Source organism: Scytonema sp. NUACC21, from assembly GCF_054684315.1.
In genome coordinates, this window is record NZ_BAAFZH010000081.1 from 1 (window position 1) to 22,233 (window position 22,233).

Here is a 22,233-nt window from a genome sequence, read left to right on the forward strand (position 1 = left end):
GTAATGCCACTGGGACTGTAGAGGTAGGCTCTAGTTGTGTAGTTACCGTTGGTGATGGTATCAAACGACAAACGTTGTCCAATACTACCAGTGAAGGTATAAACATCTTGCTCTCCCTTCTCAGAGATAGCATTGCTGATAATATGAGGAGTATCATTACTGCCCAAGGTCAACGATGCAGTATTAGTATCTGGGGTAATAATCTGGAACTGGTAGTCAACAGGGCTACCGTTAAAACCGTAAATTGCCAGAGTATAAGTGCCTGTGCTTGAGAGCGTCACCTCAAAGTCACTACTCATATTGGTGTTGTAAAGCAGCTGATTCCCCGGTCCAACCAAATCCCAGTATGTATTTGGGACATCCTTGAGCGAATCGAAAAATAATCGCTGATTTGCACTTCCCTCAAATTGATAAAAGTGTGTTCTCTGACCGGGGTCAAGCCGATCGCTTTTTTCAGTATCTAGCTCTATGACAGGAGATGAACTCACATTCAGCATACTGAAGCTGTAAGCATCCGTGCTTTCCCCATTCCCATCCATCACTAAGCGATAAGTGCCGTTTTCGGTGAGGGTAAACGGACCTACGTTATGTTCGCTCAGGTCACGGTTAAAAATCGTAATGCCACTGGGACTGTAGAGGTAGGCTCTAGTTGTGTAGTTACCGTTGGTGATGGTATCAAACGACAAACGTTGCCCAATACTACCAGTGAAGGTATAAACATCTTGCTCTCCCTTTTCTGAAATTTTGTCGCTAACGATATAGGGATTATTGTTACTGCCCAACTCTAAAGAGCTATAATTTGTGTTTGGGGTAATAATACGGAAAGTGTAAGGGACATTGCGATTAATGTTGTCCCTACCTCTTAAAGCCAGAATGTATTCACCATTAACAGGCAGATCTATCTCCATGTCATTCCAATTGTTGGAGAGAATCACTTGATTGCCTGCATCGTAAATTACCCAGTCTAGATTAGTATTATTACTTAATCTGTCAAAATACAGCCGTTGACCCGCAATGCCTGTGAAGCGGTACACGTCATCCTCTGACCCTGGATTAAGTACGCCAGTCTCGTTGCTATCCATTGGCGCAATGGGTACAACATCCAAGTCAAGCAAGCTAAAGCCGTAGTCACCAGTCGCACTACCATTTCCATCAATCACCAGGCGGTAGTTACCAGTTTCTGTCAGGTTAAGAGGTCCTTCATATCTAGCATCAGAATTAACCACTAGCTGACCACTAGGGCTGTAAATCCGCACTGCCCATTCCCAGTAGTTACCACTAAACTTAAGTGAATCAAAGTAAATACGCTGTCCCGAAACCATGCTGAAAGTGAATGCGTCCTGTTCACCAGGATTGTTAATCCGACCTAGTACGGTATCGCCAAATACCATTACAGATGGTGGCGTCCATTTGACTTCACCTGTGGTTGGATCGACTATCATGCCCTCTGGTCCGAGTGCTAACTTGTAACTCAAGTTGTCAGCGTCTGGGTCGATAGCATCCGCATCATACTGATAGGGAGTATTAATTGCTGCATCTACGACTGGTGTAGAAGTGAAGATGGGCGGTCGATTTGGCGGTGCATCAATGACTGATAAAGTCCACTGCTGTTCTGTAACGCCACCGCGACTGTCGCTGACTTCCAGGTAGACCGCGTGATTTCCTTTGTTGGTAGCTGCTGTGTCCCAGGTAATGACACCAGTCTTTTCGTCAATGGTCATCCCCTCTGGAGATACCAGCAATTTATATGTCAGTACATCAGAGTTAGGGTCAGTCGCCTTGACATCGTAGCGGTAGGACTGAGAGCCAATGATTTCGGTGTTTGGCTTAGTTTCAATAACAGGCGCTTTATTTAACTGTGCTAGCACCACCAAGTCGTAGGTAAACTGCACTCCAAGAGGATTGTAGAATACTAAGGAACGTTGAGCACTCAGTTCATTCGGGTCAAGCTTGCTGTCAGCTACCAGACTGCTGAAATCGTAGTAAGGAATACCAAAAGGTGTCAACCCATCAAAGTTGCGTACTATGACACTGGGGTCGCTAATATTTGTAATGCCTACAAGCAACGGAGCATCAATGCTATAAGAGCCTGAATTGCGGACGGCAATATCTGCATACAGGAGCTTGGTGTCGGCATTAAAGGTAGTGCGGTGGTACTCAGCACCAACGCTTTGAGAGACATCGCTCAATAAGTTAAAGTTAGGTGTTGCCCCTTGTATTGGTTGCTTTTCAAAGTCTTTTTGAACTGGGAGTTGCGTACCCTCTGGTGCGGGAGTTATAACAAAATCTGAAATCCTGACGCTGGTTGTTGTGTCGCCATCATTATTTACCAGACGGAACACCAGTTTGGCATCAGTATTTGGAGTGATACCAGTCAAGTTCAAACTGACAGTGCGGTCTGTGGCATCATAACTTGTGCCTGCTCCCAGAGCAATTTCTTCGCCTTCAGTCCAGTTGAAGAAGGCATCTCGACCGCTAGCAACAGTATGAACCAAGGAGTTTCCATTCACATCAACTAATGCCACTTCAAAGGCATCATTGATTGAATTGGGATCTTGATTGTCAAACTTGGGGTCAATCTTAAAGCTTATAAAGGAAGGAGTTGCTCCCGTTGTGAAGTTAACTTCACTCTTGGCTGTAAAGTTGGTTTCTTCAACTAAGGGTGAGTCTGAATTAACAGGGTTGACGGAGATGATAAAGGACTGGCTTCCCTTGAGTCCTGCTGCATCAGTTGCTGCTAAATCAATGTTGAAGATCCCCTGAGTGGGAGTTCCACTCAGAGTTGCAGTTCCATCACCGTTATCTACTAAATTGAGCCAAGTAGGGAGGTTAATAGTTGTAATGTTGCGAGTATCTCCCGCATCTGGGTCAATGGTGACAATATTGTAGGTGTAAGTGCTACCTTCATTAGCCGTGTAAAAAGGAGTGCTAGTAAAGATAGGAGATTCGTTAACGTTGGTGACACTAATGGTAAAAATCTCTGTCTTACTTAAGCCGCTAGCATCCGTACTACGAACTGTAATAGAGTGCTCGGAGTTACTTTCAAAATTTAAGAGCTGACTATTGGCGACAAGCAACTCATTTCCCACAATGCGGAAACGCCCGCCTCCATCATCCGCCAAAGTATAAGTATAGCTGTCTCCCGCATCCGGGTCGCTGCTGCTCAATTGACCGATGGGTGTCCCAGGAGCGCTGTTTTCTGCTACCGTGTTACCAACTAAAGTAATGGCAGTGGGAGGGCTCAAACGGTAGATAGTTGTGGAGAAGGTCTTTTCATTGCCAGCAATATCCGTCGCCCTCACGCTGAAGAGATTGTCTCCTATTGCCAACGAGACATTGGCAAAGGTAAATTTGCCATTGCTATCGGATATTGTGACTGCACGAGTTTGTTCTAACACCACACTCACGTTTGCCTCAGTTTGACCCACCAAGGTTACAGTTTCAAACTTAGTTTTCTTGTCAGCCAGCGTACCGGAATCTGATGCAACTCCCAGGTTAAAGATGGGTTCAGATGGTGGAGTGGTGTCAAAGTTGAAAGTAAAGTCAAAAATGCTGGAATTATTGCCGTATTCGTCTCGGGCGAACAGATGCAGCGTCCGAATGCCATCCGGTAAAGTGCCGCCATAAATTTGTTCTAAACGAGTGCGGTCAAAGCTAAAAGTCCCGTCTGGTTTCAAATCAGCCAAGACACTGATAAACCCGACGTCGGGGGTGCTGTCAAAACCTGCACGAAACTCAATGACACGATGAGCATCACTGACAGTACCACTGATGGTAGGGTCATAAGTAATCGAATCTTTGTTAGTGGTATTACCTGGAGCAGTATCGTTAACTAAAGTAGCCGAGATTGCAGGTCCAACAGTATCGGTAATAACGGTAACATTATATTGAGTTGCACTCACATTGCCAGCATTGTCAGTGGCAACGATCGCCAGAATGTGAGATCCATTGTTCAGACCAGCCAAATCGAGTTCTTGGTCAAAGCGACCTGTAGCATCAAATGCAATCGCCACTTCAGTGTTGTTGTTGAAGCGATAAACCAGTGAAGCCACCCCACTGAGAGTTTCGTTGACGCTACCAGACACTTTAGCTCCCTGTTGCAGAGAACTTTGATTGATTGGTGCAGTTATATTTAATTGGGGCTTAACAGTATCAATTGTAACTTGTAGAGCAGTTCCGGTATTCGTATTGCCAGCAATATCTGTGACTGTAGCGCTTAATTGCTGTATACCGTGAGCTAATTCTGATGTGGTCACAAGCCATGTCCCATCCGCTGCCGCAGTTGTTTGTCCTATCAACTGACTGCTGCTAAATAGTTTCACCGTTGCACCAGCCTCGGCGGTTCCGATAATTGTGGGGGTGGCGTCATTGGTAATGCGATCGCTGTTGCTAATACCACTATCACTTGTAGCAGACAGGTTGAGGGTAGGTGCATCTGTGGTCGTGTCGAGGGTAAAGGCAACATCAAAAATGCTGCTTGTATTACCGTACTGGTCTTGTGCCTGCAAACGCAAGGTATGAAAACCATCAGGCAAAAGCCCGCCATAAATTTGTTCTAACTGGTTGCGATTAAAAGTAAAGCTACCATCCGCTTGAAGTTGGGGCAGGACATTGACAAAATTGGCAACTGGAGCATTATCAAAACCCGCACGGAACTGGACAATTTGATTTGCATCTGTGACAGTACCGCTTATGGAGGGGTCAAAAGTGATGTTATCCGCATTTGTGGTATCACCAGGTGCGGTATCGCGTACCAAGGAAGCAGCGATCGCGGGTGCATCTTTATCGATAGCAACTGTTACGTTGTATTGAGTAATCTTGGTATTACCAGCAACATCAGTGGTGGTGATAGTCAGCGCGTGCTCCCCATTGCCCAGTCCAGTCAAGTCCAATTCTTTATCAAAGGTTTCTGTTGTGCTCAAGGGGACTGCAACGGGGGGTAAATTATTGAAGCGGTACTCAACTGATGCGATCGCAGACCCCGTACCATTGACGCTACCAACGAGCCGCATTCCTGGTGTCAGAGGTGTAGTCTCAACCGGAGTCTGGAGGGTGAGTTGTGGTAAGGCACTATCAATGGTAACTTGCAATGATGCACTTGAATTGCTAACATTTCCTGCAACGTCAGTGGCTGTGGCAGTGAAATTGTAGGTTCCATCAGCGTTGTAAGAAGTTGCTAGGAGCCAATTGCCAGTACTATCTGCCGTTGTTTGACCGATGGATTGTCCATTTTTCAACAACTCTACGACTGCAAAAGCTTCGGCGTTACCAGTAATAACAGGTGCAGTGTTCTTTGTGATGTTGTCAGCATTGTTAGTTCCGGTGTCATCAGTTTCTAGTAAGTCTGGCACTTTGACGAATGGTGGAGTCGTATCCAGGGTAAAACTCACCTCAAAGATGTCCGAAACATTATTGTATTCATCTATTGCTTGTAAGTGCAGAACGTGCTTGCCATCCGGTAGCGTACTTCCATAAATAGCATCTAGTTGGGCGCGATCGAAACTAAAGCTACCATCTGCTTGACGTAGTCCCGTGACATTGACAAAGTTTGGAATTGGGGTGTTATCAAATCTCGCCCGGAATTCAATCACACGATTTGCATCACTGACAGTACCCCTAACGGTTGGGTCAAAGGTAATACCATCGGCGTTAGTAGTTCCATTAATAGCCGTATCGCGTACCAAAGAGGCCGCGATCGCAGGGGAATCTTTATCCAGGGCTATTGTCACGTTATACTGAGCGATCGTAACGTTGCCTGCAGTATCTGTGGTAGTGATGGTTAAGGTATGTTGTCCATTTTGTACCCCAGTAAAGTCAAGCTGCTCGTCGAAGGCTCCTTGAGTGTTAAACGATACGGGAATTTCTGCTAAGTTATTGAAGCGGTAGGAGAGGGAAGTCACTGCACTCCCAGTTCCATCCACGCTACCAACAAGTCGAGATTTTTGTGTAAGCGGTGCAGTATCAACCCCAGTTGTGAGAGTCAAGACTGGCAAAACGGCGTCGATAGTAATTTGTAGTGGCACAGAGCCAGCGCTGACATTGCCCGCGATGTCACTAGCAATAGCACTCAAGGTATGCACTCCTTGAGTTTGGGGGAAGGGAGTGATTGACCACGTTCCGTTGGCACTAGCAGTCGTCTGTCCGACAACTTGTCCGTCACTCAATAGCTGAACTGTTGTCCCTGCATCAGCAATACCTGTAATGGTTGGTGTAGTGTTGTTGGTAATGTTGTCAGTATTGTTAAAACCGCTGTCGCTATGAGCTACCAAATCCAAATCCTTGGGTGCAGCTATAGTTGTATCAATAGTGATTGATAGTTGGTCAGAGAGCAAACTGACATTACCAGCTTTGTCAACAGCAATCGCCGTAAAATTATAGACACCATCAGCCAAAGGTTCAACTTGTAGCTGCCACTCACCCGTGTTTGATGCGATCGCAGTTCCTAATATCTGTCCGTCTTTGAACAACTGTACTGTTGACCCCGCCTCAGCATTTCCAGTGATGGTTGGCGTCGGATTCAGTGTAATCAGATCGCTGTTGCTAGCTCCAGTGTCAGTCATAGGAGTCAATCGCAAGTTACTGGGAGCATCGGGAGCCACCGTATCAATAGCGACTGATAGCGGTTGGGAAAGCTGGCTGACATTTCCTGCGATATCAGTGGCGCGTGCTGTCAGGTTGCGGTTGCCATCACTTAAGCTGCTTGTAGTCACTTGCCAAGCCCCTGTATTCGTGGCTGTGGTTTGACCTACCAATCGGTTGTCATCAAACAGTTGCACTGTAGCAAAAGCTTCGGCATTCCCTGTAATATTCGGTGTATTTTTATTCGTGATGTTGTCCGTATTACTAGCACCACTGTCGTCAATTGCGGACAGATCGAGCTGGTTGGGCGTTAGTACACTTGTGTCAAGGGTAAACCTCAGGTCAAAAACATTCGAGGAGTTATCGTATAAGTCCGATGCCACAAGGTGCAACGTATGGACGCCATCCGGCAGTGTACCACCATAAATAGCTTCTAGCTGAGCGCGATTAAACGTAAAACTGCCATCAACCTTAAGCTGGGCAGTCACGTTTGTATAGTTAGCAACAGGGGTGTTATTTAAGCCTGCACGAAATTCTACTATAGAGCTTGAGTCAGCGACAGTTCCAGTGATGGCAGGGTCATAAGTAATTCTGTCGGTGTTCGTTGTGCCGCCCGGTGCTGTGTCATTAGCCAGAGTCGCGGTAATAGTAGGTGGAATCGCGTCAGGATGAATGACTGTCGTTTTGCCGTTGAAAGTAATATCACCCTTAGCACTAATCTTGCCGTGTAAAGTCGAAGTGCCGTTAAAGATGAAATCTCCAACACTCATGAAATACCCGCGAGTGTCAGATGAACCATTGTAGATAATGCTGCCACCGGACACGACTCGAACATTATTGCTGGCATCTGTGTTTTTCGTTGCACCATTAAACGTGATGCTACCCGAACTACTGCCCGTTGCCAACAACGTTGCTCCAGCAAAGCGAGCGTTACCGTTCATGTTAATAGAGCCATTCGCTATGGCGGACAATTCTCGTGCTTGCAAACTGGATAGATTTATGTTGCCCGATTCAGCAACTAAGACAACATGATTAAAATTATGACCGCGACCGTTAAAGTTAATATTTCCCTGTTCAACTATGATGACATAGTTGTTTAAGCTGACATTGGCAGGAATATTCAATCCTCCACCTGTGACTCGGACAACAGTAGGATTGTTCGCCGTGCCTGGAGGTGGAAACTTCTTCGACCAATCTGAAGAACTGTTAATGGGGTTTTGGCGAATGTCAAAGCTAACTGTTGGTGTCCCTGATGGAATTTTGCGGCTGAGTTCTTGCTGCTTGAGGTCACTATACGCAGGTACAGTGATTGAAAGTTGTTCGACAACTTCAGGGGGAATCAAAGGAGCATACTGTTTGGCAGAACCGTTAGCAATACTAGTTGTGTAACCTGGTGCTACGGCAACAGCATTATATACCAACAGTAGTTTACCCGAACTATCGGTTTTTGGATTTAGAGCATTGTCCCTCTGTACGGGCAAAACCAGGTTACCGTTAAATATAAAACCTTTGCCTGCATAAACGAGTGCATCATCACTCAAATCTTTTGGCTCGCCATCTAAATCTCCCCCACCATTGATTGTGATAGTTTTTTCCGTCCGAATCGTAAAGTTGGTTTTCCGACTTTCGGGTGTTGGGGTTGTTTGACCTTGGCTATTCTGGGTTGAAGCCGTTAATGTTTGCTGATTTACACCCGTTAACGGGTCGTTAGACGGGCTGTTCACAAGTGGGTTATTGCTATCACTACCCGTGAGGACATCTTTATCCTTTTGACTCACAGGTGTGAGTTGTTGGAATTTAACAGCAGTATATGGCTGTTGTTTGAATAAGAAAGATTGTTCAAAGGGATTGACAGCAGGAGTACTGGAGTTAGCTGTATTGTCAAGAGTTGTAGAGGCTGGTTTTTGGCTCTCCAATTCACTTGAAAGCAGGTCGCCTCCACTTGGGGTTTTGAGAGTGTTTTGCAACCCCAGTAAAGATGAATTGTCATCTAACGGTGCAGCTAAAGATGCGCTTTCTAATAGAGAAGGTGGCAACAACCCATCATTTTTGTCAGATGCACCGTTAGTTCCAAAACTTCCAGTCCCAGCCATGACTAACCCTTTAGTAGTAATTAATAATTATTTTGCGGAACAGCAAATCTTCTCATCCTACTTATGGGCTTGAGTTTTGAATCACACCATCCATCACTCAAGCCCTTTAAGTCACCATAAGTAGCACTCATTATTTCATTTATAAGAAAAATTTCCAGCACTGCTCATTTAAGGTTTTCATTTTCTGAGAGTTGCTGGAATCATATTTAAATTCCTAGGCTATTGTAGCAGCATTCATAGTCAATAAATCTGGAACTGTAGCAGGAATGGGAACTGTAGAGCCCTCAGAAGCTACAGCTAAGCTAGAAGATATTGTATTCAAAAATTTGTGATTAATAATATCGGAGTAAGTGTTCAAGTCAGTCTGCCAGTTCTGGATGCACTTATGCAAGTCACTAATTTTTTCGACTCCAGACTCACCACTTAGTTCGTAGCTAAAACTGCCAGAAAACATCACAATTGGGGTAGTTGTTTCATCTTCATTCCGCAGTGCTGCTTCAGTGATGCTCAGGTAGAAAGGAGCGCGTTGGAATTTGTAAACCAAATTGAGTGAAGCTCTGACGGGAGAATCGCCCTCGGATTGCCAAGCACCGGGACACAGTAGAGTTGAGGCCATGTAGAGGCGAGCTGCGTCTGGTGAGCCTGCAAAAGCAACGTAGCCCCTGGGATTGATACCTACAGCTTCATATTCTACGTTGGGCAAAGTTTGTACGTATTTGCGAGCAATTTCTGCAATGTTCAATTCTGACATTGTCTTGTCGCCAATAGGGGAGATGAAAATCACTCGATTTGGTTCGGCTATAATGCTAATTCCGTTAGTAAATACCACCTGAGCCGCACTGTTGGTGTAAATTGGCTGTCTTGCCAAATTCCAATCTTGAGGAACAATACCACTGTATTTGAGGAAGTCTGGGTTGAGAATCGAAGGGGAATGGTTTTTGGCAGCAACGACAATCACTAAATCTTGAACGACGAGTTGTTGACTCATGAGATTCCTTTCACTAATTTTAAGAAGTACAGAATTCAGATTTTCAGTGGCACACAAATCTACACCGAATGGTTTTGGTTTTCATCCGGTTTCTCAGTTCCATGCTGTCTAGCAGTTGAATCTGCGATAATGAGTATTTCTGCGTGGGGATGGTGAATCGGTGAGAGCAATTCCTTTGAGCCGATTCAGTTCTTATTCTTATTATTAAATTACCCCAATGATAAAAAACACGAGCAATTTTACTGAAAATTTTCCGGATGAGACAAATTCAGTGAAACCGCTGAATTTGTTAGCAAGGTTTTTAAATTCTTCTCACAAATAGTCGGGGATTTTGTTTTGAATACAGCAGATTGTAACGCGGAGGAGGTACAGATTGTTGTCAGGGCGTAAGTCCTGCGGACAGGCTACGCCAACACTCACTGTGCCGACGTAAGGTAGGCTTACGACCGAGAGCCCCTACCGATATTACTTCATTTACCTGAAATGTGCTGTATGTAAAGTTAGCAATAGCTGACAGTCCTGCTTTTTTCCTGAGTCAGGCGTATTCGAGCAATGAGCCTTTACCTGCTGTCCGTAAACCTCAATATTTATGGTAGTAACCAAAAACTACGATAAGCCTTCATGCTTAACCTTACTTTTCACGGGATCTGAAAAACCTTTCTCTCATCTCTCTCCTTCTATAAGGCAATCCATTACCCGCATCTTTCTTAACAATTGCAAAACTGTTATGGAGAAAGGGTTTTTTGAGATAAGCCTTTTTAGGGGGAGCCACTGCGAAGAAAGCGGTTTCCCCGATAGTCCCGCAAGTGGCGTGGATAGGGGGTAAATTCAACTTGTACGCCATTACCGTAGCCAAACTTTGGGAGAGTTGGGACAGGCTAGAATTGGGAATTATAAGTAATTAAGCAGACTTGATATTACTTGTAATTGACAAGAGTACCTTTTTCCTGTTAAAGCAATATTTTTGTAAATCTTAAGGTAGAAAAATATCTAGATTAAGTCGCATCTTTAGGAAGAGGTTATGCAAAATTATAACTTTTAATGTAAATAGATATTTTGATATTAAGTAGTTCAATCTAAAAAATATAAAATGTTCGTAGTTTCGCTGTCTAGCCTGCGGCACCCCTAACGGGGGACATATGCATCGTAACTAGAAATCTGAAAGTATCTTACATTGAATTTATTTAAGCTACTTACTATTATTAATATTAATCAAAATTAATTACTTACTTCATAATTCATAAAAATGGCTATCAAAGAATTTTTAAACAAAATTTCTGACACAATCTGGGAAGTTCCCGTTTCCTACAAAGAAGGGATGCGTGTTCCTGCCCGAATTTATGCAACAGAAAAGTTAATTCAGGAACTAGACGAAGCCGTTTACGACCAAGTTACGAACGTAGCAACACTTCCAGGGGTAACCAAGTACGCTTTGTGTATGCCTGACGGGCACTTTGGCTATGGTTTTCCCATTGGTGGTGTAGCGGCAATGGATATAGAACAAGGGGGTGTGATTTCTCCCGGCGGTATCGGTTTCGATATTAATTGCGGTATGCGCTTGTTGGTCACAAACCTGACTTACGACGAAGTAAAACCCGACATAAAAAAGCTGGTAGATAAACTCTATCAAAGAGTTCCAGCAGGAGTAGGAAGCACAGGCTTTGTGAAACTCTCACGCAATGAATTTCGGGAAGTGGTGGAACAAGGCGCACAATGGTGTGTTCGTAATAACTACGGATGGGAAAAAGATTTGGAACTGATGGAAGAACATGGATGTTTAAAAGGCGCTGATTCTTCCAAAATAAGTGAAAAAGCAATTGACCGGGGTTTCAATCAAATTGGTACTTTGGGGTCTGGTAACCATTATTTAGAAATTCAAGTTGCTCGACCAGAACACATTTTTGATAAGGAATTAGCTGCGAGGTTGGGAATTACCATACCAAATCAGGTAGTGGTTATGTTTCACTGCGGTAGTCGGGGATTTGGACATCAAGTCGCAACGGACTATTTGCAAGTCTTTTTAAAAGTGATGGAGAGTAAGTACGGCATCAAAATTTTGGATAGAGAATTAGCCTGCGCCCCTTTTAATTCTCCTGAAGGTCAAGCATATTTTTCAGCAATGAAATGCGGTATTAATATGTCTTTTGCCAACCGTCAAGTGATTTTGCACCGTGTTCGAGAGGTGTTTTCTGACATTTTTGGATATTCGGCAGAAGAATTGGGTATGCAGATGGTTTATGATGTTGCTCACAATACTGCTAAATTAGAGCGCCATATAGTTGATGGGAAAGAGCGATCGCTCCTCGTACATCGCAAAGGAGCAACTCGTGCCTTTGGTCCTCAGATGCAAGATGTTCCCGAACAGTACAGAGATATAGGTCAGCCAGTGATTATTGGTGGCAGCATGGAAACTGGGTCTTATTTATTAGTTGGTGTATCCAGTGGTGACCAGACCTTTTACAGTACTGCTCATGGCAGCGGACGTACAATGAGTCGGGCAAAAGCACGAAAAACTTACCGTGGAGAACAACTTCAAAAAGATATGCAAAAGCGGGGTATTTATGTCCGCAGTACCTCCCACTCAGGGCTAGCTGAAGAAGCAGGTGCAGCTTACAAAGATATTGAAGATGTGATTGAAGCCGCAGAGTTAGCCGGAATTAGCAAACGGGTAGTTAGGTTAACTCCCATTGGAAATATTAAGGGCTAAACAGTAATTTGTGGGTTCGCGCATAAGATGAAATTCTAAGAACGAATTTATAGGGGTTTCAGCCACCCTAATTCGCGCATAAAGTGAAATCGACCTTAGTGTAAGGGTTTTAGCCAAAAGTTGGCGTCAAGACAAAGGTTATGGAAACATTACTCTATGGGAAGTTTGTGCTTGCTCGTCATCAGCGCCAACATATTTTCCCGCCTATAAATTAGAGAAAAATATCAATGGAACAGTGCAACAAGGCACATCACAAAGTATTTTTTTGGATGAGGAGACATCCTCAACTGAAAGTATATACAATGATAAAATTTTGAGAATTACCAGTGGTACGGGAAAAGACCAATCCCGGACCATAGCAAAGTATGTGGGAATGGTCAAACAAGCATTCGTAGATTCTCCCTGGAGTGTAGTACCTGACAATACCTCCACCTATTCAATCCAAACCATATACTCTGCCATTGATGGTGGTGTTGCTGCAAATAACCCTTCTAGTTGTGCTGTAGCTGAAGCACTTCGGTTGGGTCACTCCCTCGAAGATATTACAGTTCTCTCTATAGGGACAGGTGATGCTACGCGAATCATTCCATTTGAAAAAGTTCACCGATGGGGTTTAATAGAATGGGCACAACCAATTGTCAATGTTTTGTTTGATGCCTCATCAGACGTTTATGAATACATTACCCATCAAGTCATTCAAAATCGTCTTTTACGGCTACAATTTAGGCTAGACCGACATTTGACTGGCAAGCGGTTGAGCGATGACCTTGATGATGTGAGTAAAGAGAATATAAACAATTTGATTGAAGCAGCAGAGATTTACATCAAACAGCCCAAAGTACAAAAAGAATTGCAGGCATTCTTACAAATTAATCAAAAGTAAGTAAGTGGGCGGGAATAAACAGAACTATGTTACAAAATTTAAATACATCAAGAAACCCTACAAATGACTAAGGACAAATGACTAAGGACAAATGACAAATGACGACCATTCCCAGTTACCTTTTTTCATTCCTACCTAATTATGAAACATTGGCTTTGTTTTCTACACCTTGGACTTTACTCTAGTCAAGTCAATGCTAATTTTGCCACCAAAGTCTGGGATGGGGGCTGCAGGTTTCGTTAAAATCACTTGAACTTGTGTCACGCGATCGCTCGACTCTAGGATAGAATCAGCAATGAAAGTTGCCAATCGTTCCACCAAGGCAAACTTTGATTTCTTCACTATGTCTTGCACCAAACTGATAATACTGCGGTAGTCTACTGTGTCCTCGATAGCATCAGTTTTACCAGCTTTTGACATATCCAGCCAAAGTTTCAAATCTACCTCAAACCATTGTCCCAGAACCTGTTCTTCTTGTAAATACCCAGTGTAGCCATAGCTACGAATTCCTGTTAAGTGAATGCAGTCCATGTCAATTTCTCTTATTTCCGAATAGCACGTACTCTTGCTAGAATGTTATTCCACCAAGAGTGTAAATCATTTCTTACCAAAGAACTAGTAAAAATAACTAAGTGGTAAATCGCTTAGTAAGTACGAATGGCAACTGATTTTAGAAACACCAATTCTGTATGGGCATCAATTTTTGCTGAGACATTGAGGCGACTGGGGCTGGCTTGTGTCGTGATTTGTCCGGGTTCTCGTTCCACGCCTCTGGTAGTCGCCTTTGCCCAGCAATCACCTGACATTGAAGTCATTTCCATTCTGGATGAACGTTCCGCCGCCTTTTTTGCCTTGGGACGTGGGAAAGCCACGGGACGCCCTGTCGCGATTGTTTGTACCTCTGGAACAGCCGGAGCAAATTTTTACCCAGCAGTCATTGAAGCAAAAGAGAGTTGCATCCCACTCCTGTTGTTAACCGCCGATAGACCATCAGAATTGCGCGATTGTCATTCCGGGCAAACTGTAGACCAGTTGAAGTTGTACGGTACTTACCCAAACTGGCAAACAGAGTTAGCTATCCCTTCCTTGGAAATGGGAATGTTAGCTTATCTTCGGCAAACAGTGATTCATGCATGGGAAAAATCCCTTTACCCCGTACCGGGACCAGTGCATCTTAATATACCCTTCCGCGACCCCCTTGCACCGCTTCCTGGTGTAGATGGGGAGACGGGAAATATCACGTCTCTAAAATCTCAGTTTGACTCAGAAGATTTCTTCTCCCACATCACAAACACCTCTCCCCCTGCATCCCTCTCCCCCTCTGTCTTTCCTTTCCACGAGTGGCTATTTGAAACGGGAATCATTATCGCTGGTGTTGCCCAACCTCAACAACCACGGGAATATTGTAACGCGATCGCATACCTCGCCCAAACTCTAAAATTTCCCGTCCTTGCAGAAGGGCTTTCACCAGTCCGAAACTATGCCGACCTCAATCCCTACATCATTTCTACCTATGACCTAATTTTGCGCGATCGTGATTTTGCCAAACAACTTGCACCGTCCATAGCGATTCAAATCGGTGAAATGCCCACCAGTAAAGAGTTACGTTCCTGGTTGACTTATACCGAAGCGCGACGATGGGTTATCGATCCAAGCGATCGAAACCTCGACCCCTTACACGGTAGAACAACTCACCTGCGCGTCAGTGTAGAGAAATTGAAGACATGGGGAGACAAGGAGAAGGAACAAAATTCCTCCTCCGACTCTTACCTGCAAAAGTGGCTGACAGCAGAAGCAAAAGTTAGGGCTACCGTTGACCGCACCTTAGAAACAATGGAAGAGTTATTTGAAGGAAAAGCCGCCTGGTTGCTTTCTCAAACATTACCAGCAGGAACGCCCATATTCATTGCTAACAGTATGCCAGTGCGGGATGTTGAATATTTTTGGAAACCCAATCAATTAGGTGTGCGACCCTTCTTTAACAGAGGTGCAAATGGCATTGATGGAACATTATCCACTGCTTTGGGAATTGCCCATTGCCATCAGAGTAGCGTGATGTTAACAGGAGATTTAGCTTTATTGCACGACACCAATGGATTTTTAATCCGCAACAAATTTGTCGGGCATTTAACTATCATTCTCATTAACAACAATGGAGGGGGAATTTTTGAAATGTTACCCATTGCTCAATTTGAACCCCCATTTGAAGAATTTTTTGGAACTCCCCAAGATATAGATTTTGCTCAATTATGTGCCACTTACAGTATTGAGTATGAATTGATAACTTCTTGGCAACACTTGCAAGAGAAACTAAACCCACTTCCAAGCAACGGAATTCGAGTTTTGGAGTTGCGAACCAATCGCAAAGCAGATGCTAAATGGCGTAAGGAGAATTTGGGTAACTTTTGTTTAAAGTATGAAGGATGAAGGATGAACGTAGGTTGGGTTGAGGAACGAAACCCAACAAAACCCGTTATTTGTTAGGTTATGCGATTTCTTTTCCTTTGCGCTCTTTGCGTTTTGGCGGTTAATTCATTGCTAATCTTCGCGCATAACACGAGTCATTAACCTATCATGTATTCTTCATCAATTTGACGCCACATTTCGGCATCCTGCTCACAATTTGAAATCTCGTATTCTGCCCATTCTCTAACTCTCCGCAATGGATGATGAAGAAACTTTATGGCTATTTCTGCTTCTTTTCTCTTTTGAGATGCTATATCACCCATATAAACTTGCAAGCTGTGTGAACCCGAACAGAACTGTTGAAAGATAGTATCGTCCTCTTCAAATTCTGATAAAACAAATTCTGTAAGTGGGGGTACCACCGGATTTCCACTGTCATCCAAATAGGGAATAGGGAGATTTCTAGCAATGACTTGTGCTCCCAAAGTACCAACTGAGCATAGCCATTTTTTCATCGCATCAAGCGGAAGATTTTGTATGAGAAAGCGATATTTCTCGATGGAGAAGTACCATCTGTATTCTTCATCCAGTATTACTTCTCCAACATTTTGCATAACTACTTCGGGATAAGATTTAGCAAGGTCAACTAAAATTTGTTCGGCACTGTTTTTTTGTGAATCGCTTTCACTAACGAGAGCCAAACTAGCAATTTTTGCTGTCCGATTTACATCAATTGTTGCCAATCTTCTCAAAATTTTATCCCAATGGTATACATCTCCACTATCTCCTTTAGCAGTTACTTCAAGTAGTTCCCATATGAGATTGGTGATGGCTGCATCCCCTAAAGTAGATTCTTGGTTCTCACTTTGCTCATTCTGCAGTCGATAGGCAATCAACTTGATAGCTACTTGAGTAACTGGTAAATTTTGTCCATTTTTGACTGAACTAGCTAACCTTTTAAGGATTTCATAGAACTCGGATTTATAAAGTGGTCTTCCAACAATGCCAAAGCTAAAACCACCCAGGTAATCCAACGACAAAATACCTGCATCAACGAGTTTTAATGCTCTCTCAACAACTTTGGTAGCATCACCACCTGCTTTAAACAAGTCATAAGCTATTGCAGGTGTTTGAATTTCAAGTTTGTCTATCCACTCATTGACTACAGTACTATGCTCGGGATGATTTCTAAGCAAACTTCCTATATATTCCCTTGCTAAACCAGTAGCTTGTGTTTCTTCTACAGCACCCATGACGATCTCCAAGCAAGCTGCATTGGCATCATATGCTCCCATAGCGTTACCCAAGTCCCAAACACTCATTGCTTGCGGTGAACAAAGCCATGCCATTTCGGCTTCTAGAAGTTCTGGCTGCTCACACAACTGTTGGGCAATACTGTTAATTTCATTTTGCCAAGCTTCTTGGCTACCTTCAAAGGAGTATCCCCAAGGAGATTTACCAACAGTCTGTATCAATCTTCCATGAAAGTTATTAGGTATAAGGTTTTGTAACCATTCTCGCACTTCTTTTGATGTATCTGAACGGATATGCAATATATCCTCTAGTTTCCTAATTAGGGATACCAAAATATCTTGAGATACAGTATTAGCCGGAAACATAGCTTTTACCTCCTCTAGATACCCATAAGCTAGAAGAGTTGGTAAATGCTCTATTGTTACACTCAATGCACCAATACGGATACTGGAAATATCACTTCTTACTGCTTTTGATAAAACATCCATGGCTTTATCCAAACATTGTTGAAACTCTAATTCTGTATGAGGTTTCCAATCTTTAGGAGGAATGCGCCCAGCAACCACAGGCGCTCCTAATACACGCGAACCTCTTGTATCAAAAGCTCTACTCAAGCTTTTTAATGCCAAATCTATTTGCGCTTTATCTTCTGTGAATAATCTTCGCTCTAATAAATCCATTCTTTCAGCAAAAGGCACAGCTGTACCAGATAGGAAAATCTGGAATAAGTCTTGCCAGGTATGTGTAGCGTTGTTAGCCAAATTAAATTCCGTTTCCGCAAGGGCTAGTTTCCATAAAATGGATTCTCCATATTGGAAAAACTCAGGAAATGCTGACATTCGCTTTGCTAACCGTACTAAGGAACGCCTTGTTCCTCTATGTTCCCCAGATATTTTCAATAGTTCATCGTGAGAAGCTCTATCAATTAAACGTGCTAGAGATGGCAAATAGCGATCGGGGTAAATTTCTACTAAGACTACAAATTTATCTACTATTGAACTATCGCTTAAATCAATCGGTTGAATCTGGGCAGTCCAATTCCGAAAAAATTCGCCAACAATGCGGCGCACCTCCTGGGAAGCGCTAGTAGAGACACGATTGAGAAAAGAGTCTAGAAGTGAATTGGGAATTTTGGTCAAAAATTCAGGCGGGTTATATTCCACCCATCGCTTCCATGCTCCTGCAAATGACACTTGAGCAATGATTCCAGGAGTAATGTAAAGATATCTTCCTGCAAAAGCAATAAATCCTGGAGCATCTTTCAATTGTTGAGCAATTTCTAAAATTTTAGTCCTCTCTAGTTTCAGAATCTCACATAGAATGTCTAGCTCTTCTTTAACATCATCACGATATCCTACTTTGCTGAATAGAGAGATAGCTTCTATAATTTGCAATTTTTCTTCACTATTGATACGGTTACGTAGGTAACTTCTAACATCACTCAAAATAGAGCCCATATTGCCTTGAGCAGCAATTTCATCATCTTGACTGCATAAGTCAGCAGCTAATCTTACAAATCCACGAGATAAATTGACATATGCAAGACGACGATCTATTGGAACTCTAGGAAAATTTTTCTCTAAGATAGTCTCTACATTTCTTTCAGGAATTCTTTCCAACCATGCCTGTCCAATGTCAGCAATTCGTTCTCCAGAATTATCAATACAAATAACTCTAGCACGCTGTGTTTCACCTTTGAGGATTGTTTTTAATTCATATTGAGTTTCAGGCAGACACTCATCAGCAACCAATATAAGATTTACAGCTTTATCCCTTACTAATGAATAAGCTATTAATAATGCTTTGTCATCAATAGCATAAAGGACAAGGTTGTTTGCTCCCGCGATACTAGCTAAAGCTTCATAGACAAATCTAGTTTTACCAACTCCCGCTTCACCTTGAAGTGTAAAAATAACACTTTTACAGGGAATGCTAAAGTTGACATGGTCGAGAATAGTTGGTTTCACAGCAGCCCATGCTTCTACTTCAACATACTGAAATGTTGGTTTTGTAATGGTTTTTCCCCAGTCTTCAAGACTCAGACATTGCATTAAATCGGGTTTAAAGAATGACACAATAATTGCTGGAAGCTGGCTAGCCCAAGCAGCAAGATCGGATGCAGTCACTACTCTAGATTGAGGTGCAGAAGGGTTTAGCTTTTTAACTTCTTTATCAAGAATCTGCTCCCATTGATTTTTCTTGGCTGGGGGAAGATCGTCACAGATACAAAAGCGATAACCATATCCTTGCTGAATCAGCTGTTTTGAGTACGGCTTTTTTACCTCTTTGCGAAGCTCTGAATCAGATATATTACTGTAATTGGTAGCTTTATATTGCCAGCAAGTGGGTACGTTCATCCAACCTGTAAGATTACCAGGCATGGGTTGACGAACTTCGGTATCAACTCCTTTGTCACCCAAATTAGTACGTAAGTTGGTTGATATTTCTGATAGTTGTACACCCTCAGTGTAGGCTTCACTTCGGATTAATGAATCAACAAACTCGGTGAAGCGCTCACCACCTGGTGTTCTTAAAGAGAAAATGTCATAGGAGTTAATTTTCCACATTTGTTTAAATATTACCTACAGTATTGTCAAAATTTATATATTAGGTGACTTGTTGAGTATTGTTTTATTATAATTATAATTAGCGATCGCTGTGTAAAGCTCATTAGAACAGATGATGCTTTTACTAAAAGCACGAGCGTATTCAAAATTAAATCAATGACTTCTAATTCAATTCCAGCCGATATTGAAAGAGCAACTCGATGCTGTGAATATTGCTTCATTTGATGTCACCTTAGCCCAGAGCATATAAAAGCTGACCAATAGCAGGGGTGAGAAAAGGGAAATTGCTCTTGGGAGTTTTTGGCTGTATTAAGTGGTTCAAGTACGCGACCGTAAGCTTGATATTTACTATGCCATTCCAAATACTCTTGAGAATCAGGTGGGTATTGACTAATTTTTTTTCTGGCTTCTCTCCAAATAGCAAGTGCTTGTTGGGAAATTTGTTTGATATCTTCTTTAGAGAGCGATCGCAGTTGAATTTGAGCTTGCTGTAAAGCGGTTGGGCGACTTTTACCATGTTTGCGATGTTGATAGTAAAAACTGGAAAATAGCCCTGTCGCTAAATCATTGACTGACCATAATGTGCTCAAAACGCTTCTAGCACCTGCACATAAAAAGCCAGTAGAGAGGGTAAGAATATCATCTGTAAGCGATGGGATTCCTAAATGGGTCTCACAGCAAGCAAGAAACACATCGGAAAGATTGGGCAACCGCCAGCTGGGAGTCATCAACTGCCCCAAAGTGATGTCACCATCTCCCAACTTAAGCACGGATTCTAAAGGTTCGTAGAGGCAAGACTCGGCATGATGACACGAGTGAAGCACTTGAACTTGTTCGGCAAGCTGGCGGTATTTGGCTTTGGTAGCTTGGCTGGTACCTCTTAATCTTCTATTTAAGGGAATATTGTATAACTGGGCAATTTGTTCGCCTTCAAAATTTGCACATGGAAGGTTATTGTTGGCATCTTCAACAAGACCGTAGGAGAGAGCGTTTGCAACTTCACCGCGTTCTTGGCAAAATTCAAGAATTTGGCAGCTGGGGATGTAGCGAATTAGGAATTTATCACCCAGATATTCATGGTCTTTAATAGGCAAAGCAGCAAAGGGAATCTGATGCAGTGTTAGGTGAGGTACTACAATTAATTCTTCAATTCCCTTAAGATGTTGAACAATTAAATCAGTAAGTTGCAGCCGTTGAGCGAGTTCGTCCAGAATAGTGTTGATTTGGTTTGTCCAATTGTCACGATCGCTAACATAAGCAATCAACCAGTTTTGAAAAATCCAGTTTTGCAATGTCTCTAAACCTTGTCCCATACAAGTATGCAAGGTAATTTGGTTTTGCTGCAGGACAAAAATATGGGTATCGTTGCTTGTAGTATAAAAACTTAGGATAGCAGTAGTAGGCTGGTCAATCAGTTGTTGCATTTGAGCAAAGTCCAGGGCAGCCACCTGAATTTCACCAGCCAGAACGGGGTCTAAACGTCTAATGTTTTCCCAAATTTTTTGTTTGGCAGTTTCTAAGGTTGCTACTGCTTGATTGTAGGCTTGCCATGTAGCCCGAGTGTTTGAACTACCTTTGTTCTTGCCAGTGCGATCGCGTTCTTCATCAATTTTCTGTTGTAAGTCGTTGTACTGTTGCAATAAATTCTCTACTTCTGGAGGAATTTCACCTGCTTTGTAGAGGTCGTGACTTACCATTAAATCTACTAAACGTTTAGATCGCGATCGTTCTGCGTATTCAAAGGCTTTTTCGATTTGTCCTGCATTGATGCAAGCTTGAACCATGTTGGCATAAATGTCGAGAGCATCTTTCAGAATTTTTTGACGTCGTAATTCAGAGCTTGACCAACTGCGAAGTTTTTCTACAGCATTAATAGCAGCAGTGTAACTTTCAATTGCTGTTAACCATAATCTTACACTAAATGCAGCATCACCCATGTTCCTTCCAGTTCTTAGGCAGTCCATAGGAAAGGCATTGAAAGTGTAAACTTGTAATGCCTTTTTATAGCAGATGAGTGCTTGTTCCAGATTTTCTGTTGGATTACCTTGTATGCGTTCCTGGTATGCAACACCCAAATTGTTTTGGGTGTTATTTTGGAACCGAGCCCATTGTTCTGGGCATTCGTAATAGGTAAAAATTTGAACAGCGATTTTATAACCAGTTACCGCAATATCTATATTATTTGCCCTACTACCAAAACTAAGCTCTCGATTATTTGCCCTACTACCAAAACTAAGCTCTCGAATGATATCACTAAAATTACCTATTTCTTCACCCCTTGCTTTTGCTTCTTCTGGTGTTGCTACAGTTAAAAGTTCTGTTGCCCAATCTTGTAAAATCTGAGGCAAGCTGTCATCCAGTTTATCTAGATTTTCTTTCAGGAATTGCTTTAATAGTTGGCTTTCGTTTTCACTTTCGTTCAGTATTTCAAATAAGTTAAACAAAAAATCAAAATATAATTTCCGTGTTTTGTAAATTTGATTTTGTATTTTCTTACTATAATGATTCATATTAATTTTGTGAAAATAACAGAAAAGATAATCAAATATTGTTAATGTGCTTGATTGAAAAATGCTTTGATTGTATTTAGCACTATAATCATTAATTTTTTCCCAGTACAAAATTTAACCCATGTTGAACCTTAGTGTTCTTGGCAGCTGTGGTGATTACAACTCTAGAAACTAGAGCAACGCGCTGCCTCGTCTTAGTGATTTTTTAATAGGTGATATTTTGGCGATAAAAAAGTAGCATTCGGT

The 22,233-nt window shown here is 42.5% G+C and carries 8 protein-coding genes; 3 read left to right on the forward strand and 5 right to left on the reverse strand.

Annotation, left to right across the window (positions count from 1 at the left end):
- Positions 1–8,672: Ig-like domain-containing protein (locus ACYRY3_RS18275; protein ID WP_460203034.1), on the reverse strand; the 8,672-nt coding region annotated here is incomplete at its 3' end.
- 214 nt (positions 8,673–8,886) lie between these two features.
- Positions 8,887–9,660 carry a hypothetical protein gene (locus tag ACYRY3_RS18280; RefSeq protein ID WP_460203035.1) on the reverse strand — a complete coding sequence of 258 codons (774 nt, stop codon included), beginning with the start codon at positions 9,658–9,660 and terminating at the stop codon, positions 8,887–8,889.
- A 1,246-nt stretch (positions 9,661–10,906) separates the two neighbouring features.
- On the opposite strand from ACYRY3_RS18280, the gene ACYRY3_RS18285 reads away from it, so the two are divergent.
- Positions 10,907–12,367, forward strand: a complete 1,461-nt coding sequence (locus ACYRY3_RS18285; RefSeq protein WP_460203036.1) for an RtcB family protein — start codon at positions 10,907–10,909, stop codon at positions 12,365–12,367.
- A 235-nt stretch (positions 12,368–12,602) separates the two neighbouring features.
- A complete protein-coding gene (locus ACYRY3_RS18290) occupies positions 12,603–13,250 on the forward strand; it encodes a hypothetical protein (RefSeq protein ID WP_460203037.1) in 648 nt (215 codons plus the stop codon).
- Positions 13,251–13,412: 162 nt separating this feature from the next.
- On the opposite strand, the gene folB is transcribed toward ACYRY3_RS18290, so the two are convergent.
- Positions 13,413–13,781 (reverse strand): dihydroneopterin aldolase, encoded by a 369-nt coding sequence (gene folB, locus ACYRY3_RS18295; protein WP_460203038.1) that lies wholly within the window; start codon positions 13,779–13,781, stop codon positions 13,413–13,415.
- Between the two features lie 126 nt (positions 13,782–13,907).
- Between folB and menD the strand changes: the two genes are divergently transcribed.
- Positions 13,908–15,677 carry a 2-succinyl-5-enolpyruvyl-6-hydroxy-3-cyclohexene-1-carboxylic-acid synthase gene (gene menD / locus ACYRY3_RS18300; RefSeq protein WP_460203039.1) on the forward strand — a complete coding sequence of 590 codons (1,770 nt, stop codon included), beginning with the start codon at positions 13,908–13,910 and terminating at the stop codon, positions 15,675–15,677.
- A gap of 137 nt (positions 15,678–15,814) precedes the next feature.
- On the opposite strand, the gene ACYRY3_RS18305 is transcribed toward menD, so the two are convergent.
- Together ACYRY3_RS18305 and ACYRY3_RS18310 are read right to left on the reverse strand one after the other, a co-directional pair.
- Complete coding sequence (locus tag ACYRY3_RS18305) at positions 15,815–19,477, reverse strand: hypothetical protein (protein WP_460203040.1); 3,663 nt, start codon at positions 19,475–19,477, stop codon at positions 15,815–15,817.
- Positions 19,478–19,704: 227 nt separating this feature from the next.
- Entirely contained in the window at positions 19,705–21,921 is a 2,217-nt protein-coding gene (locus ACYRY3_RS18310) for a CHAT domain-containing protein (RefSeq protein WP_460203041.1), read from the reverse strand.
- Positions 21,922–22,233 lie beyond the last annotated feature (312 nt).